At 71.3% G+C, this 14,901-nt stretch carries 17 protein-coding genes; 3 read left to right on the forward strand and 14 right to left on the reverse strand.

Going from position 1 to position 14,901, the window contains the following annotated elements; genetic code table 11:
* Window positions 1–121: 121 nt before the first annotated feature.
* Window positions 122–916, reverse strand: coding sequence for an adenosylmethionine decarboxylase (gene speD / locus ACE3Q2_RS02430; protein ID WP_374472469.1), 795 nt, complete (start codon window positions 914–916; stop codon window positions 122–124).
* 184 nt (window positions 917–1,100) lie between these two features.
* Here speD and crp point away from each other — a divergent pair, with 184 nt between their 5' ends.
* Window positions 1,101–1,772, forward strand: a complete 672-nt coding sequence (gene crp / locus ACE3Q2_RS02435; protein WP_374472471.1) for a cAMP-activated global transcriptional regulator CRP — start codon at window positions 1,101–1,103, stop codon at window positions 1,770–1,772.
* A gap of 3 nt (window positions 1,773–1,775) precedes the next feature.
* The gene (locus tag ACE3Q2_RS02440; protein ID WP_374472473.1) at window positions 1,776–2,234 is read left to right on the forward strand and encodes a GNAT family N-acetyltransferase; all 459 of its coding nucleotides are present in this window, start codon (window positions 1,776–1,778) and stop codon (window positions 2,232–2,234) included.
* Between the two features lies 1 nt (window position 2,235).
* Here the strand turns inward: ACE3Q2_RS02440 and ACE3Q2_RS02445 are convergent, their stop codons facing one another.
* The 11 genes from ACE3Q2_RS02445 to ACE3Q2_RS02495 are packed head-to-tail and all read right to left on the reverse strand — an operon-like array spanning window position 2,236 to window position 10,590.
* Entirely contained in the window at window positions 2,236–2,898 is a 663-nt protein-coding gene (locus tag ACE3Q2_RS02445) for a haloacid dehalogenase-like hydrolase (protein ID WP_374472475.1), read from the reverse strand.
* Between the two features lie 7 nt (window positions 2,899–2,905).
* Window positions 2,906–3,694 (reverse strand): indole-3-glycerol phosphate synthase TrpC, encoded by a 789-nt coding sequence (trpC, locus tag ACE3Q2_RS02450; protein ID WP_374472477.1) that lies wholly within the window; start codon window positions 3,692–3,694, stop codon window positions 2,906–2,908.
* Entirely contained in the window at window positions 3,691–4,044 is a 354-nt protein-coding gene (locus tag ACE3Q2_RS02455; RefSeq protein ID WP_374472479.1) for an antibiotic biosynthesis monooxygenase, read from the reverse strand. Before ACE3Q2_RS02455 ends, trpC begins: the two co-directional genes overlap by 4 nt.
* Before the next feature lie 2 nt (window positions 4,045–4,046).
* Window positions 4,047–5,081: an anthranilate phosphoribosyltransferase gene (gene trpD / locus ACE3Q2_RS02460; protein ID WP_374472481.1), complete on the reverse strand. Its 1,035-nt coding sequence runs from the start codon at window positions 5,079–5,081 to the stop codon at window positions 4,047–4,049.
* A 23-nt stretch (window positions 5,082–5,104) separates the two neighbouring features.
* Complete coding sequence (locus ACE3Q2_RS02465) at window positions 5,105–5,692, reverse strand: aminodeoxychorismate/anthranilate synthase component II (RefSeq protein WP_374472483.1); 588 nt, start codon at window positions 5,690–5,692, stop codon at window positions 5,105–5,107.
* A 56-nt stretch (window positions 5,693–5,748) separates the two neighbouring features.
* The gene (locus ACE3Q2_RS02470) at window positions 5,749–7,296 is read right to left on the reverse strand and encodes a 2Fe-2S iron-sulfur cluster-binding protein (RefSeq protein WP_374472485.1); all 1,548 of its coding nucleotides are present in this window, start codon (window positions 7,294–7,296) and stop codon (window positions 5,749–5,751) included.
* Window positions 7,297–7,307: 11 nt separating this feature from the next.
* A complete protein-coding gene (locus tag ACE3Q2_RS02475; protein ID WP_374472487.1) occupies window positions 7,308–7,718 on the reverse strand; it encodes a roadblock/LC7 domain-containing protein in 411 nt (136 codons plus the stop codon).
* Window positions 7,709–8,278 (reverse strand): ATP/GTP-binding protein, encoded by a 570-nt coding sequence (locus ACE3Q2_RS02480; protein ID WP_374472489.1) that lies wholly within the window; start codon window positions 8,276–8,278, stop codon window positions 7,709–7,711. The genes ACE3Q2_RS02475 and ACE3Q2_RS02480 overlap by 10 nt, the downstream gene beginning before the upstream one ends.
* Window positions 8,275–8,928: a MarR family transcriptional regulator gene (locus ACE3Q2_RS02485; RefSeq protein ID WP_374472491.1), complete on the reverse strand. Its 654-nt coding sequence runs from the start codon at window positions 8,926–8,928 to the stop codon at window positions 8,275–8,277. Before ACE3Q2_RS02485 ends, ACE3Q2_RS02480 begins: the two co-directional genes overlap by 4 nt.
* A 59-nt stretch (window positions 8,929–8,987) precedes the next feature.
* A complete protein-coding gene (locus ACE3Q2_RS02490) occupies window positions 8,988–9,392 on the reverse strand; it encodes a hypothetical protein (protein ID WP_374472493.1) in 405 nt (134 codons plus the stop codon).
* The gene (locus tag ACE3Q2_RS02495) at window positions 9,379–10,590 is read right to left on the reverse strand and encodes an ATP-binding cassette domain-containing protein (protein ID WP_374472495.1); all 1,212 of its coding nucleotides are present in this window, start codon (window positions 10,588–10,590) and stop codon (window positions 9,379–9,381) included. Before ACE3Q2_RS02495 ends, ACE3Q2_RS02490 begins: the two co-directional genes overlap by 14 nt.
* 436 nt (window positions 10,591–11,026) lie before the next feature.
* Here ACE3Q2_RS02495 and ACE3Q2_RS02500 point away from each other — a divergent pair, with 436 nt between their 5' ends.
* Window positions 11,027–11,644 (forward strand): response regulator transcription factor, encoded by a 618-nt coding sequence (locus ACE3Q2_RS02500; RefSeq protein WP_374472497.1) that lies wholly within the window; start codon window positions 11,027–11,029, stop codon window positions 11,642–11,644.
* A gap of 10 nt (window positions 11,645–11,654) precedes the next feature.
* Here the strand turns inward: ACE3Q2_RS02500 and ACE3Q2_RS02505 are convergent, their stop codons facing one another.
* Entirely contained in the window at window positions 11,655–13,388 is a 1,734-nt protein-coding gene (locus tag ACE3Q2_RS02505; protein WP_374472499.1) for a diguanylate cyclase, read from the reverse strand.
* Between the two features lie 18 nt (window positions 13,389–13,406).
* Window positions 13,407–14,882 carry an anthranilate synthase component I gene (gene trpE / locus ACE3Q2_RS02510; RefSeq protein ID WP_374472501.1) on the reverse strand — a complete coding sequence of 492 codons (1,476 nt, stop codon included), beginning with the start codon at window positions 14,880–14,882 and terminating at the stop codon, window positions 13,407–13,409.
* Window positions 14,883–14,901: the final 19 nt, after the last annotated feature.

A 14,901-nucleotide genomic window follows, 5' to 3' on the forward strand; every position in this document is an offset into this window, starting at 1 on the left:
CCCCGCCCGCCCCCCCCCCCCCCCCCTAACACCCCCGTGGGTGACTTTCCCCCCCCGCGTGAACTTCAAACCCCCCCCCCCTTCTTTGCCTGGTTTACGCAGGCTTGCCTGGGTAAACGGCTCAGTCGGCCAGGTTGTGGCCGTTGAAGAGCTCGACGATCTCGCGCTTGAGCTGGTTCTCGATGCGCATCCGGTCCTTGAAGCCCAGGTTCTTGGCCTTCTCCTCGAACAGGTAGGTGTCGAGGTCGAACTCCTTGAGGTGCATCTTCGTGTGGAACAGGTTTTCCTGGTACACGTTCACGTCGATCATCTCGTACTTGGCCTTGATCGGCTTGGACAGGAAGTCCTGGATCGAGTTGATCTTGTGGTCGATATAGTGCTTCTTGCCCTTCACGTCGCGGGTGAAGCCGCGCACGCGGTAGTCCATCACCACGATGTCGGACTCGAAGCTCTCGATCAGGTAGTTCAGGGCCTTCAGCGGCGAAATGACGCCGCAGGTCGCCACGTCGATGTCGGCGCGGAAGGTGGCGATGCCGTTGTGCGGGTGGGTTTCCGGGTAGGTGTGCACGGTGATGTGCGACTTGTCCAGGTGCGCCACCACGGCGTCGGAGATCAGCTCCTTGCCCGCGGCCTTCTTGTCGATCACCGGCTCTTCCGAGATCAGGATCGTCACCGAGGCACCCTGCGGGTCGTAGTCCTGGCGGGCCACGTTCAGGATGTTGGCGCCGATGATCTCGGCCACGTCGGTCAGGATCTGGGTCAGGCGCTCGGCGTTGTACGCCTCGTCGATGTACTCGATGTAGCGCTGGCGCTGCTCTTCCGAGACGGCGTAGCAGACGTCGTAGATGTTGAAGCTCAGGGCCTTGGTCAGGTTGTTGAAACCCTGGAGCCTGAGGCGCGGAAGCGGCTTGACCACGTTGGCGTTCCTGCGTGCGGAGGGGGGTGGAGCAGAGGGGGCGCATTATCAGGCAAATACCCCCCGGGGGAAACCTTGGCCCCGAGGGGCCCGGCGCCATTGCCGACGCCGCCCGGCCGGCCTAAGCTGAACGCCATCACAGTTTCGGAGAGTCCCCACCATGGCGCAGGACAGGAATGCCCCGATGCCGATCCAGCCGCACAAGGTGGTCAACAGCCCGCTGGCGCCCGACTCGGCCACCTTCAGCCGCTTCCTGGACCACTGCCACCGCCGCCGCTACCCCTCGCGCACCGACGTGTTCCGTCCGGGGGCCCCGGCGACCTCCCTGTATTACGTCGTCAGCGGCTCGCTCAGCGTGGTCAGCGAGGAGCCGGATGGCCGCGAGCTGATCCTGGGCTACATCAACGCCGGCGAGTTCATCGGCGAGATGGGCCTGTTCTTCGCCGCCGATTCGCGCGCGGTCGTGGTGCGCACCCGCAGCGCCTGCGAGCTGGCCGAGATCAACTACGAGCGCCTGCACCAGCTCTTCGCCGGCCCGCTGGCCGCCGAGTGCCCGCGCATCCTGTACGCCATCGGCCTGCAGCTGTCCAAGCGCCTGCTCGACACCAGCCGCAAGGCCAGCCGCCTGGCCTTCCTGGACGTGAGCGGCCGCATCGTGCGCACGCTCAACGACCTGTGCCAGGAGCCGGATGCGCTCTCGCACCCGCAGGGCACCCAGATCCGCGTCTCGCGCCAGGAGCTGGCGCGCATCGTCGGCTGCTCGCGCGAAATGGCCGGCCGCGTGCTCAAGCAGCTGCAGGAACAGGGCGTGCTGCACGCCCGCGGCAAGACCGTCGTCGTCTACGGCACCCGCTGAGCCATGGGCACCTCGGCGACCGGCCACGACACCCTCCTGGTGCGGCCGGCCGCCGCGCAGGACGCCGCCGGCGTCGCCACCCTGCTGGGCGTGCTGGGTTACCCCTGCGACCGCGCCGAAGCGGCCGAGCGCCTGCGCGCCGTGGCCGAGGAACCCGGCCAGCAGGTGCTGGTGGCCGACCGCCATGGCTGCCTGGTGGGCCTGCTGGCCCTGGACGTGCGCTACTACCTGCCGCTGGGTGGCCTGACCTGCCGGATCACCGCGCTGGCGGTGCTGGACCAGGAAAAACGCCGCGGCATCGGCCGCCGGCTGCTGCGCGAGGCCGAACAGCGCGCCCGCCAGGCCGGCGCCGCCCGCATCGAGCTCACCGCCGCCCTGCACCGCGACGAGGCCCACGCCTTCTACCGCGCCTGCGGCTACGGCGAAGGCGCCCTGCGTTTCCTCAAGCGCCTCGGCGCCTGAATCAGCTCAGGGTTTCGAAGGCGCCGCGCAGGCGCCGGTTCACGCGCGCCAGGCTGCGGCGGTCCGGCGCCACCAGCACCGGGCGGGCGGTTTCGCACAGCAGCGGCAGGTCGCGCGCGCTGTCGCTGTACACGGCGGCGAACGGCGGCCGGATGCCCTCGCGGGCCAGGGCCGCCAGCTTGCGCGGGCCCACCGTGTGCTCCACGCCGATCCAGCCGCCCAGCGCCGGGCGCACCGTGGAGCCCACCACCGGCAGTTCGGGCTGGCCCAGCACGCGCCAGACGTCGCGGGCCAGGCGCGCTTCCGCACCGGTGACGATGACCACCGCGTCGCCGGCCGCCAGGTGCGCATGCAGGCGCGCCACCGCCGGCTTGATCAGCAGCTGCTCGCGTCGCGCCGCGCACTTTCGCAGGAAGTCTTCGCGCGCCTCGGCCAGGGCCTCGTCGGTGCGGCCCACCGTGGCCAGCCAGGTGTAGAAGCTGGCCGGCAGCCAGGCGCTGCGCCACCAGGCGAAGCCGGGCGAGAGGAAGGGAAAGCTCAGGCCGGCGAGCAGGCGGCGCAACGGATGGCTGCGCAGCAGGTCGCGCAGCCAGGCGGCGGCGCAGTCACCGCGCACCAGGGTGCCGTCGAAGTCGAACAGGACGGTGGCGTCGGCGCGGGCCACGGCCGGCTCAGCCGAACAGCCGCGCCAGTTCGGCGCCCGGATCGGGCGCGCGCATGAAGCTTTCGCCCACCAGGAAGGCGTGCACGCCGGCGGCGCGCATGCGCGCCACGTCGTCGCGGGTGGCGATGCCGCTCTCGGTCACCAGCAGGCGGTCGGCCGGCACGGCGGGCTTGAGCGCCAGCGTGGTGTCGAGCGACACCTCGAAGGTGCGCAGGCTGCGGTTGTTGATGCCCACCAGCGGCGCGCCCACCTGCAGGGCGCGCTCGAGCTCGTCGATGTCGTGCACTTCCACCAGCACGTCCATGCCCAGCTCCAGCGCCAGGTGCGACAGCTCGGCCAGCGCGGCGTCGCCCAGCGCGGCCACGATCAGCAGCACGCAGTCGGCGCCGAGCGCGCGCGCCTCGTACACCTGGTAGGCGTCGACGATGAAGTCCTTGCGCAGCACCGGCAGCGCGCAGGCGGCGCGGGCTTGCTGCAGGTAGGCGTCGGCGCCCTGGAAGAAGTCCACGTCGGTGAGCACCGACAGGCAGGCGGCGCCGCCGCGCTCGTAGCTGGCGGCGATCTCGCCCGGGCGGAAGTCGGGGCGGATGACGCCCTTGCTCGGGCTGGCCTTCTTCACCTCGGCGATGACGGCCGGCAGGCCGGCATCCACCTTCGCCTGCAGCGCGGCGGCGAAGCCGCGTGGCGCCGGCGCGCCCTCGCAGCGGGCGGAGAGTTCGCGCAGGGAAACGCGCGCCGAGCGCTCGGCGACCTCTTCGGCCTTGCGGCGCAGGATGGTCTGCAGGATGTCGCTCATTCGCCTTCCTTGCGCGCGGCCGGGCCGCCGTAGGCGCGCTCGACCTTCGCCACGCGCAGTTCGAAGTGTTCGTACCACTCGTCGCGGCCGTGCTGGCGCGCGACGGAATGCTCGGCGTTGCGGCGCCAGGCGGCGATGGCGGCCTCGCTGTCCCAGTAGCTCACGGTGATGCCGAAACCGGCGGCGTCGCGCGTGCTTTCGATGCCCAGGTAACCCGGCTGCTGCGCCGCCAGCTCGACCATGCGGTCGGCGGTGGCGCCATAGCCGTGGTCGCCGTCGCGGCGCTGGTTGGCGAAGATCACCGCGTAGTACGGCGGCGCGGGCGTGCGGGCGAAACGGTCGGAGTCCATGCTCATTTCCCGGCGAGGCGGCGGGTGGCCGCGACGAATTCATCGAGTTTGGCGCGGGCCTTGCCGGCCACCAGCGCGGCGCGCGCCTGGGCGATGCCGTCGGCGATCGACACCGCGCGCCCGGCGGCATACAGCGCCGCGCCGGCGTTGAGCGCCACGATCTCGCGCGGCAGGCCGTCCTTGCCGTCCAGGGCCTCGAGCAGCATCACCCGCGACTGCTCGGAATCCTCGACCCGCAGGTTGCGGCTGGCGGCCATCGGGATGCCGAAGTCCTCGGGGTGGATTTCATACTCCACCACCTCGTTGCCGCGCAGTTCGCCCACCATGGTGGCGCCGCCCAGCGAAATCTCGTCCATGCCGTCGCGGCCCCAGACCACCATGGCGCGGCGCGCGCCCAGGCGCTGCAGCACGCGCACCTGGATGCCCACCAGGTCGGGGTGGAAGACGCCCATCAGGATGTTCGGCGCGTCGGCCGGGTTGGTCAGCGGCCCGAGGATGTTGAACAGGGTGCGCACGCCCATTTCCTTGCGCACCGCCGCCACGTTCTTCATGGCCGGGTGGTGGATGGGCGCGAACATGAAGCCCATGCCGGTCTCGGCGATGCAGGCCGACACCTGTTCCGGCTGCAGTTCGATCACCGCGCCCAGGGCCTCGAGGACGTCGGCGCTGCCGGACTTGGACGACACGCTGCGGTTGCCGTGCTTGGCCACCTTGGCGCCGGCCGCCGCCACCACGAACATGCTGGCGGTGGAGATGTTGAAGGTGTGCGCGCCGTCGCCGCCGGTGCCGACGATGTCGACGAAGTTCTGCGCGTCGGGCACGACCACCTTGGCCGAGAATTCACGCATCACGCGCGCGGCGCCGGCGATCTCGCCGACGGTTTCCTTCTTCACGCGCAGGCCGGACAGGATGGCGGCGGTCAGCACCGGCGAAACTTCGCCGCGCATGACCTGGCGCATCAGGTCCACCATTTCGTCGTGGAAGATCTCGCGGTTCTCGATGACGCGCTGGAGCGCGTCCTGTGGCTTGATCGGCATTTCGTCTCTCTGTAGGAGGGCCTTCAGGCCCGACCACCCTCAAGGAAATTGCGAAGCATGGCGTGCCCATGCTGGGTGAGGATCGATTCCGGGTGGAACTGCACGCCCTCCACCGGCAGCGCCTTGTGGCGCAGGCCCATGATCTCGTCCATGGAGCCGTCCTCGTTCTCGGTCCAGGCGGTGATCTCCAGGCAGTCGGGCAGCGACTCCTTCTCGACCACCAGCGAGTGGTAGCGCGTGGCCTCGAACGGGTCGGGCAGGCCGGCGAACACGCCCACGCCCCTGTGCCGGATGGGCGAGGTCTTGCCATGCATGATGGTGCGGGCGCGCACCACCTTGCCGCCGAAGGCCTGGCCCAGGCTCTGGTGGCCCAGGCAGACGCCCAGGATGGGCACGCTGCCGGCCAGCTTCTCCAGCACCTCCAGCGACACGCCGGCCTCGTTCGGCGTGCACGGCCCGGGCGAGATGACGATGTGGTCGGGCTTGAGCGCGGCGATCTGGGCGACCGTCAGCGCATCGTTTCGCACCACCTTCACGTCCTGCCCCAGCTCGCCGAAATACTGCACGAGGTTGTAGGTGAAGCTGTCGTAGTTGTCGATCATCAACAGCATGGGCTGTCCGTGGCGCCTTGCAGGGCCCCACAGGATATCCCAGCCGGACCCGCGGTTCAGGCCGCGGCGGTGCCCAGGCCGGCGCAGGCGGAGCAATGCAGCGTGCCCACCCGGTGCAGGTAGCGGCTGGGCGTGCCGGCCGGGATCTCGGCCTGGCAGCCGTCGCACACGGCGTCGATGTCCAGGCATTCCACCACCTGGGTGCGCACCGGGTGCTCCACACCGCCGGTCACCAGCCCGCGCGGCGCCGCCTTGACCAGCTCGGCGCGGAACAGCTCGTGGATGGCCAGCCAGCGCCGGGCCATCGGTTCGGGCACCCCGTGCTCCGCCAGCACCTGCGCGAACAGCGCCTCGCGGTGGTCGAACAGCTCGTCCGAGATCACCATCCAGTGGTGCGCGTTGAAGGGATTCAGCCCGAAATAGCTGCGCTTTCCGGTGAAGACGTCGGCGAGGAATTCGTATTGCTTCTGCACGGCGCGCTCCACCGGCACGCCCTGGAAGAAGGGCGAGAGCTTCGGATCGGCGTAGACGCGGCCATAGAAATCCTCCAGCAGGCGCGTCAGGCCGGGCCCCTGTCCCAGCAGCAGCCAGATTTCCGGTTCGGGCGCCAGCGCGGCCAGCTTGGCGGCGTCCTGCGGCAGTTCGCCGGCCGCCAGCGTGAAGGGGTCGGCCAGTACGTGGCCGCGCGGGATGCCGGCACGCACCGCCTCCACGCGCGCCTGCTCGACCATGCGCGGGTGCCCGCACAGGAACAGGCGACCCTGGCCCAGCGCCGGGAACAGCCCGAGCGCCCGGTCCAGCGCCCGCCCCGCCTGGTCGCCCGGCGACGGCGAGCCGCCGGAAACGCAGGCCTGGTAGTCGAGCTGCGGATGCGCCGAGGCGAGCAGGCGCAGCGCCGCGTCAAGGTAAAGGTCTTCGGGCCGGCGCACGCCGTGGAAAAAGCCAATCGGCCCGCGATGCCCGCGCGCCAGCGCCTCGCGCAGCACGCCCAGCAGCGCGCCGGCGCCGGTGCCCGTGCCGACCATCAGCAGAGGCACGTCGGAAGGCAGGTCCGCCGGAAGGTGGAAGTCGCCGAAAGGGCCGCGCAGCTTCAGGCGCTGCCCGGGCGCCAGGTCGCGACAAAGCCAGGGGCTGAGCGCGCCGCCGGCCATTTCGCGCACATGGATGCGGAAGCTGTAGCCGTCCTCCGGCAGGCTGGCAATCGAGTAAGGCCGCGAGACGCCGTCTTCCCGCACCAGGTACACGTGCTGGCCGGCGCGGAACGCCAGCTCACGGTACGGCGCGAGCTCCAGCTCGACGATGTCCGGCGCCAGCGCCACGCGCGACACCAGCTCCGCGTCCACCGGCTGCTGCGAGAGGTCGGCGGCCGCCAGCGACACCTCGCCCAGCGGTCGGCAGACGCAGGCCAGCACATGGCCCTCGGCCGCCTGGCCGCCGGCCGTGCCCTGCTCCACCTCGCCCGCCAGGAGGCGCACCTGGCAGCAGCCGCAGGAGCCCTTCCGGCACGAATGCGCCACCGGGGCGCCGTGCCGCAGCAGGGTGTCGAGCAGCGTTTCGCCCGCTTGCCCGGGATAACGCTGGCCTTCGTAGCCGATCGTCGCCATGGCCGCCGCCCTCAGGCCGAACGCGCGTCGGGCGGGAACGCCGCGGACACCGCCTGGGCGCAGGTCTTGGCGTGGCCCAGCACCAGGCCCAGGCGCGCGTCGCGCTCGGCCAGCACGGCCAGCAGCAGCAGGCCGCCGGAGCCTTCGATGCTCGACACCACCAGCTTGCCCTCGCGGCCTTCCACCAGAACGTGGTCGAGGCCGCCGGCGCCGAGTTCGCGCAGGGCGGTCTGCCCCAGCGCCACCAATGAACTCACCATCGCGGCGAACTTGCCGCCGTCCACCTGGGCCCGGCAGCGCTCCACGAACGGCCGGCCATCGCGCAGGGCCAGCATGGCGGCGCGGATGCCGGCGCTCGACTCCACCAGGTGCTGGAGCGCGGCGTCGCACTGGCCGCGGTGGGGGGGAACGATCACGCCCATGCGTTGGCCTCCATGGCTCCGGTGCTGTCGAAGGCAAGCTCGAGCTGCATGAAGAGCAGGTCGAAGATGCGGATGATGTCTTCGCGCCGACGCGCGTCCACCACGATGGCCGGCGCCACCAGGCCATGCCGGCGCATCAGGTCCAGGCAACCCTGGCGCAGGTCTTCGCCGCCGCGCGCGTCCTTGTTCAGCGCCAGCACGCAGGGCAGCTGGCCCAGCTCGGCGGCGTAGGTGTCCAGCGTTTCCGCCAGGCCGTCCATTGCGTTCGCGGAGCTGGCGTCCACCAGCACCACCGCGCCCAGCAGGCCTTCGCGCACCACGTCGAACATGAAGCGGAAACGCGACTGGCCGGGCAGCCCGTACAGCAGCAGCCGGCCCTGGTCGCCCAGGTGCAGTTCGCCGTAGTCCAGCGCCACCGTGGTGGTGGCCTTGCGCTCGGCCAGCTCGTCGGTGCAGGCGACGTCGGTGCTCACCGGCGGCACGTGGCTGAGCGCGGCGATGCAGGTGGTCTTGCCGGCGCCGGGCTCGCCGATGAAGACGATCTTGTGGGTCTGGGTCATCGCGGGAATCCAAGCAGGAGCCCGACGCGCGCGGCCAGGCCGGACCAGCGGCCCGGGCGCGGCGCGGGCGCTTTCGCGTCCGGGCGGGGGTGGAAGACAAGGACCTCGACCAGGCCTTCGCTATCAAGCCGGTCCAGGCAGCGCCCAACCTCGGCCTCGGGCACGCCGGTGCGCGCCGCGATGTCCACGGGGGAACGGGCTTCGCGCGACGTCGCCGCGAGCACCCGGTGCCAGCCGGCGGGCCATTGCTCGAACCCGGCGGGCCAGGCCAGCAGCCGGAAACGGCGCTCGGCCAGGCCTTCGGTCGACGGCGGCGGCGCGTCCGCGGTCGTCGGCGCGGACGCCGCCCGCTCCGTCAGCAGCGCCAGCAGCTCGCCGGCGCGCAGCGGGCGGTGCAGCGTGCCGCTGGGGTGCTGGCGCGGCTTGAGCGCACAGCCGATCACGGGCACTTCGGGGGGCAGTGAACCGGGCGGCCCGGCGTCCAGGTTCACGATCAGCAAATCGGCCTCGGCGTCCTGGACGATTTCCCAGGGCTGCTTGAGGTGCTGCTGCAGTAGCGAAAACATCGAGCGCAGCGCCTTGATCTCGTCGGCGCCGAAATTGGGGCAGGCGAGCCGGTAGGCGCGCCGGGGCATTCGCAGGGCTGCCATGTTCGGGAATTCCGTCTCGTGCGCGGGGGGCGGCCGGGTTCGCCGGCCGCCGGTGCGGATCAGGCCGCGGCTTCGCAGTTCGCCATCGCGGCGCGCGACTTCACCAGCACCATGCCGATGTTGGCCGAGTTGCGGGTGATGAAGACGCCGGCCTGGCTCGGATAGCGCTTGGAGCGCACGAACACATGGATGAGGTTGGTCGAGAACACCACGATCTCGTTGAAGTAGTGGTGGTTGCGACCTTCGATGCCGCGCGACTTGTCGAACAGCTTCTCGATCTCGGTCACGTTCTTGCCCTGGAACAGGTCGCCGGTGGCGGCCGCCACCAGGTCCAGCACCTCGCCCGGGTGCGAATCCACCGTCTTCACGCCCAGCAGCAGGCCGCTGACCATGTCCACGTAACCGGTGGCGACGCACTCCGGAATCTCGGCCTGGGCGGCCGCCAACGCTTTATCCAACGACATCCGACATCTCCTTGTTGAGTGACTCACTGACATGCCAACCGCGGATGCGGTCGGCGAATTCGTGGACGAAGCGCGCCTGCGCCACCGACTGGATGGCCAGCGGGTTGGCCCGGCGCACCTTGGCGATCGCGGCGTCGGCGTCGTCGCCGAACCAGGCCAGGATCGCGGCCAGCGCGGTGCCGGTGCGGCCCAGCCCGCCGCGACAATGCAGCGCCACGCCGGCATTCGCGCGGATCGGTTCCTCCACCGAGCGGCACAGGTCCACGGCCTGGCCGAAGGCCGGCGGCGCCATGTCGGGCACCGGGTAGTGGTGCAGTTGCAGGCCGGCGTCCCGCGCGTGGCCCGCGGGGTAGGCCACGCGCTCCTCCAGGCACACCAGGTGGCGTACGCCCTGCGCGCGCAGGCACTGCAGCTGTTCGCCCAGCCGCGCGGTCAGGCCGGGCCGGCTCATGCCGCACAGCAGGCCCGGCACCAGCCACCAGATGCCGTCGCGGGTCTGGCCCAGGCGCGGTTCCAGCGGCAGGTTGCAGTTGCCGGTGTCGACGTAGGTGCGGCCGGCCGCCGTGGCGGGCTCGCTGAAGAAGCGCGCGCTCGGCGCGCACTCCTGGATGGTGCCGCCCGCGAGCAGCGCGGTGAGCCCGCCCAGGGCCAGGCAGTCCTGGCGGTTGTGGGTGGCCACGACCACGCAGGCGCGACGCGCCAGCTCGGCCAGGCGCCCGCGCACGCGGGCCTGCTGCGCCTCGCCGAGGTCGCTGGTGGGCTCGTCAACGAGGTAGATCGCGGCGTCGTTGGCCAGCCGCGCCAGCACCGCCAGTTCACGCTGCTGCGCGCGCGGCAGCGCCGCGGTGGGCTCGCCGAGCAGCGGCAGGATGGCATCCAGGCCCTGCACGCGCAGCCAGCGCGCCACATCGTCGGGCGCGCGGCCAAGCAGACGGCCCAGGGCCTCTCCCACGCTGCACCCGGCCTCGAGCTTCGCCAGTTGCGGTACCCAGGCGACGCGGCCGCCGCCCTGGCCCAGAGGGGCGCCGTCGAGTTCCATCGTGCCGGTCCAGCGCAGGCCGAGCGGACCCGCGGCGCCGGCCAGCGTCGCCAGCAGCGACGACTTGCCCGCACCCCCGGTGCCCACCACGCAAAGCACGCCCGGGCTGTCCACCCGCAGCGTCGCGTGCTGCACCACGACATGTTGGTCGCGACGCACGCAGAGCCTCTGAACTACCAGCACGGAAACCCCCCGTTTCCTTTTCCTGCCCGCCCGCGGGCCGTGCCGCCGATCCCGTCCGGCCACGGCGACCCCGCAGGGCAGTCGGATAATCCCTGCTGAAAATTGCTTTGCGAATCGGGAACTCCCTGATTCCACCGGGATAGGGGAACCCCCGATGCTTGCGCCTGCCCGGATAGGTAAATCGGGCTGGAATGCACACTTTCCGCATGCTTTTCGTCACAAGATTGCTGGCACAATCCGCACCGCACCGGCCACCCGGCCCGGCGCAAGGGGAAAATTTCTAATGCATCGCCAAGAGGCAAACGCCAACTCCACACGGAGCCGGCGCCGTAGCGGCACGCCCAAGGCGCCGCAGGCGCCGGCTGGCACGAAGGTGCTGCTCGCATCCCGCCGCGGGATCGTGCAGGCCGGCATGACCACGCTTCTGAAGCAGTTTCCGCAATACCTGCACGTGGGCACCACCAGCGAGCCCGCCGGGCTGGCGCGCGCGCTCGGGGTTTACCGTCCCGACGTGCTGGTGCTCGACCAGGAACTGGCGGAAGCAGTCGGCGAGGACTGCGGCACGGAGCACCACCCACGCGTGCTGCTGATTTCGAGCCGCCAGCACGTGGGCCTCGACGCGGCCTGCGGCCATGACTGCGCCTGCGGCCTGGTGCCCGACAGCGCGCCGGTGCCGCACATCCGCGCCGCGCTCAAGATCATCGGAAGCTGCCACTCTTCGAAGCTGGGCGAGGGCTACTGCAACAGCTGCCCGCTGCGCGGCTCGCTGCGGCCGCCGCCGCTTCCGCTGTCCAGCCGGGAACAGGAGGTCTTCCTGCGCATCGGGCTGGGCGAGTCGAACCAGCAGATCGCCGCGCACTTCGGCCGGAGCGTGAAGACCATCGAGACCCACCGCGAGAACATCAAGCGCAAGCTCGGCCTGGACAACGGCGCGGCTCTGGTGGAAGCCGCCATGGCCTGGCGGCGGGGCGAAGTGCTCATCCGCAGCGCGCAGCGCCCTGCCCTGCCGGGGCCGGCCGCGTTGTCCTGAGCGACACCGCTCAGCCGGTCGCCACCTCGACCCGGTTGCGGCCGTTGCGCTTGGCCCGGTAGAGGGCGTCGTCGGCCGCGGCGAGCAGGTGTTCCGGGGCCTTCACCACTTCGCCCGCGTGAACGCGGCGGGTCACCACGCCGACGCTCACGGTCACCATCACCGCGGCATGCCCCACCGGCACCGGGCCGGCGCGCTCCACCGCCACGCGCAGGCGTTCGGCCAGCTGCGCCGCCTCGGCCATGCCGGTGTCCACGGCCAGCACGGCGAACTCCTCGCCGCCGATGCGCGCCAGCAGGTCGGAACCCCGCACCACCTCTTCGAGCACCAGCGCCACCCGGCGCAGCACCGCGTCGCCCGCCGGGTGGCCGTGCTGGTCGTTGATGGCCTTGAAGTGGTCGATGTCGAGCACGCACAGGCTCAGCGGCCGGCCGGTGTCGCCGGCGCGGGTGGCTTCGCGCGCCAGCTGGTCGCCGAAATGCCGGCGGTTGGCCAGGCCGGTCAGCGCGTCGGTCATGGCCAGCACCTCGAGCTGGGCATTGGCCTCGCTGAGTTCGACGGTGCGCTGGCGGACGCGCTGCTCGAGTTCGGCGGTGACTTGGGTGAGCTCGCGCTCGTGCTGGGTCAGGTCGTCCACCAGGCCGCGCAGGGCGCCGGTGAGTTCACGCGCCTCGCGGTAGCCGCGCTCGCGCGGGAAGCGGGCGCCCGGCTCGCGGGCCTGCATGCGGCGCGCGGCCACCGACAGCGAATGCAGCGGCGCGCCGATCAGCCGCCCCATCACGCCGCCCAGCAGCAGGAAGACCAGCGTCAGCGCGGCCGACGCGAGCAGGATCTGCCGGCGCAGTTCGGCGATGGGCGCGAAGGCCAGCGCCGCGTCCTTGCGCACCAGCACCGTCCAACCCGTGCTTTCGAAGGTGTTCCGCCCCAGCGTGGGCGCATAGCCGGTGAGGTAGCGCTGGCCGTCTGGCCAGGTCTCGAGCACGGCGCCGCGCCGGCCGGCGCGCACCGCGGCGGCGCTGGGCACCTCCAGGCGCTGGCCGCGCCACGCCGGCGGCCCGAGGATGATGATGTTGTCCTTGTCCAGGAAGAACACCTCCACCGGGTCGGTGGCAAGCATGGGCTCCACCAGCGCCTGGCGCAGGTTCTCGGCCCATTCCCAGGACAGGTGCGCGCCCATGACGCCGATCACCACGCCGTGGTCGTCGTGGATCGGCGCCGACACGTCGATCAGGCGCAGCGGCTCCTGCCCGCTGGAAGGCAGCAGCTCCGCCAGCAGCCGCGCTTCGTGCAGGTCGCCGACGTGCGGCTCCTTGCGCCCGGCCTGGAACCACGGCCGCGCCGAGACGTCGACGCCTTCCAGCAGGCCGCGGCTGGCCACCTGCACCCGGCCGCTGGCGTCGGCCACGCCGATCCAGGCGTAGTCGGGGTAGTTGAGCTGCATCAGGTCGAACAGGTCGCGCAGCAGCGCCTGGTTCGCCACCGGGTCGTCCACGCCGGGCAGCAGGGCCAGGGCGCGCATGTCGTTCAGGCGCTCGTAGAGGCCCTCGTCCATGTGGTCGGCCAGGGCCAGCGCGTTGGCCTGCAGGCGCAGGCCGATGTCGTCCTGCAGCTTCTGCGAGGCGGCGCGTTCGACCAGGAAGGAGAGCGCGCCGACCAGCACCACCGTCATCAGGCCATAGGTCAGCCCCAGCCAGGTGCGCAGGCCGGCGCTGCGCGGGCGCAGGCGCTCGAGGAGCTTCGCCATCGCGCCGGCCACCCGGGGCTACAGCCCGCCCGCCGCCTGCGCCACCGCGCGGAACAGCGCGCGGCCCTTGTTCATCGTCTCCTCCCACTCCTTCTGCGGGTCGGAGTCGTGCACGATGCCGGCGCCGGCCTGCACGTGCAGGCGGCCGTCCTGGATCACCGCGGTGCGGATGGCGATGGCGGTGTCGGCGTCGCCCCACCAGTTGAGGTAACCCACCGCGCCGGAATAGATGTTGCGCTTCACCGGCTCGAGCTCGCGGATCACTTCCAGCGCGCGGATCTTCGGCGCGCCGCTGACCGTGCCTGCGGGGAAGGTGGCCTTGAGCACTTCGGCGAAACCTGTGCCGCCGCGCACCTTGCCGCGCACCTCGCTGACGATGTGCATCACGTGCGAGTAGCGTTCGATGATGAAGCGGTCGGGCACCGTCACCCTGCCCGGCTCGGACACGCGGCCGACGTCGTTGCGGCCCAGGTCGATCAGCATCAGGTGCTCGGCGCGCTCCTTGGGGTCGGCCAGCAGCTCGGCCTCGAGCGCGGCGTCGGCCTCGGGCGTGGCGCCGCGCGGGCGGGTGCCGGCGATGGGCCGCACGGTCACCTCGCCGCCCTGCAGGCGCACCAGGATCTCGGGCGAACTGCCCACCACCTGGGTGCCGTCGAGGTCGAGGAAATACATGTAGGGCGACGGATTGAGCGCGCGCAGCGCCCGGTACACGTCCACCGGCCGCGCGCGGAACGGCACGCTCATGCGCTGGCTCAGCACCACCTGGAAGATGTCGCCGGCGCGGATGTAATCCTTGCACTTTTCCACCGCCGCCAGGAAGCCTTCGCGGGTGAAGCCCGAGACGAAGTCCTGCTCGCCCAGCAGCGACGGGTCGAGCACGTCGGGGTAGCTGCGGCCGGAGTGGCGCAGGCGGTGCACCAGCTCGTCGAGGCGGCGCAATGCGCGCGCGTAGGCCTGCGGCTGCGCCGGGTCGGCGTGCACCACCAGGTAGAGGCGGCCCTTGAGGTTGTCGAAGACCGCCACTTCCTCGCTCAGCATCAGCAGCGCGTCGGGCGTGCCGAGCTGGTCGGGCTTGTCGCCGCCGGCCAGGCGCGGCTCGATCCAGCCGATGGTCTCGAAGCCGAAGTAACCCACCAGGCCGCCGGTGAAGGCCGGCAGGCCGGGCAGCGGCGGCACGCGGAAGCTCTCGCGCAGGCGGTCCACTTCGGCCAGCGGGTCGGCCAGCTCGCGGGTTTCCACCAGCTCCCCGTAGTCGCGCACCTGCATCGTGTTGCCGCGGAAGGTGTAGGTGCGGCGCGCCGGCAGGCCGATGATGGAATACCGGCCCCAGGTCTCGCCGCCCTCGACCGATTCGAACAGGTAGGTGTGCGGGCCGTCGGCCAGCTTCAGGTACACCGACAGCGGCGTGTCGAGGTCGGAAAGCACCTCGCGCACCACGGGGATCCGGTTGTGGCCGGCCCGGGCGAGGGCCTCGAAGTCTTCAGCGGAAATCACGCACGGCGTCCATCGTTTC

Source organism: Arenimonas sp., assembly GCF_041913985.1.
Taxonomy (GTDB): Bacteria; Pseudomonadota; Gammaproteobacteria; order Xanthomonadales; family Xanthomonadaceae; genus Arenimonas.

Bases quoted from the DNA above. Each gene is read 5' to 3' on its own strand.
- crp (WP_374472471.1), top strand. From the start codon at position 1,101: ATGCCGATCCAGCCGCACAAGGTGGTCAACAGCCCGCTGGCGCCCGAC.
- ACE3Q2_RS02440 (WP_374472473.1), top strand. From the start codon at position 1,776: ATGGGCACCTCGGCGACCGGCCACGACACCCTCCTGGTGCGGCCGGCC.
- trpC (WP_374472477.1), bottom strand. From the start codon at position 3,694: ATGAGCGACATCCTGCAGACCATCCTGCGCCGCAAGGCCGAAGAGGTC.
- ACE3Q2_RS02455 (WP_374472479.1), bottom strand. From the start codon at position 4,044: ATGGACTCCGACCGTTTCGCCCGCACGCCCGCGCCGCCGTACTACGCG.
- trpD (WP_374472481.1), bottom strand. From the start codon at position 5,081: ATGCCGATCAAGCCACAGGACGCGCTCCAGCGCGTCATCGAGAACCGC.
- ACE3Q2_RS02465 (WP_374472483.1), bottom strand. From the start codon at position 5,692: ATGCTGTTGATGATCGACAACTACGACAGCTTCACCTACAACCTCGTG.
- ACE3Q2_RS02470 (WP_374472485.1), bottom strand. From the start codon at position 7,296: ATGGCGACGATCGGCTACGAAGGCCAGCGTTATCCCGGGCAAGCGGGC.
- ACE3Q2_RS02475 (WP_374472487.1), bottom strand. From the start codon at position 7,718: ATGGGCGTGATCGTTCCCCCCCACCGCGGCCAGTGCGACGCCGCGCTC.
- ACE3Q2_RS02480 (WP_374472489.1), bottom strand. From the start codon at position 8,278: ATGACCCAGACCCACAAGATCGTCTTCATCGGCGAGCCCGGCGCCGGC.
- ACE3Q2_RS02485 (WP_374472491.1), bottom strand. From the start codon at position 8,928: ATGGCAGCCCTGCGAATGCCCCGGCGCGCCTACCGGCTCGCCTGCCCC.
- ACE3Q2_RS02490 (WP_374472493.1), bottom strand. From the start codon at position 9,392: ATGTCGTTGGATAAAGCGTTGGCGGCCGCCCAGGCCGAGATTCCGGAG.
- ACE3Q2_RS02500 (WP_374472497.1), top strand. From the start codon at position 11,027: ATGACCACGCTTCTGAAGCAGTTTCCGCAATACCTGCACGTGGGCACC.
- ACE3Q2_RS02505 (WP_374472499.1), bottom strand. From the start codon at position 13,388: ATGGCGAAGCTCCTCGAGCGCCTGCGCCCGCGCAGCGCCGGCCTGCGC.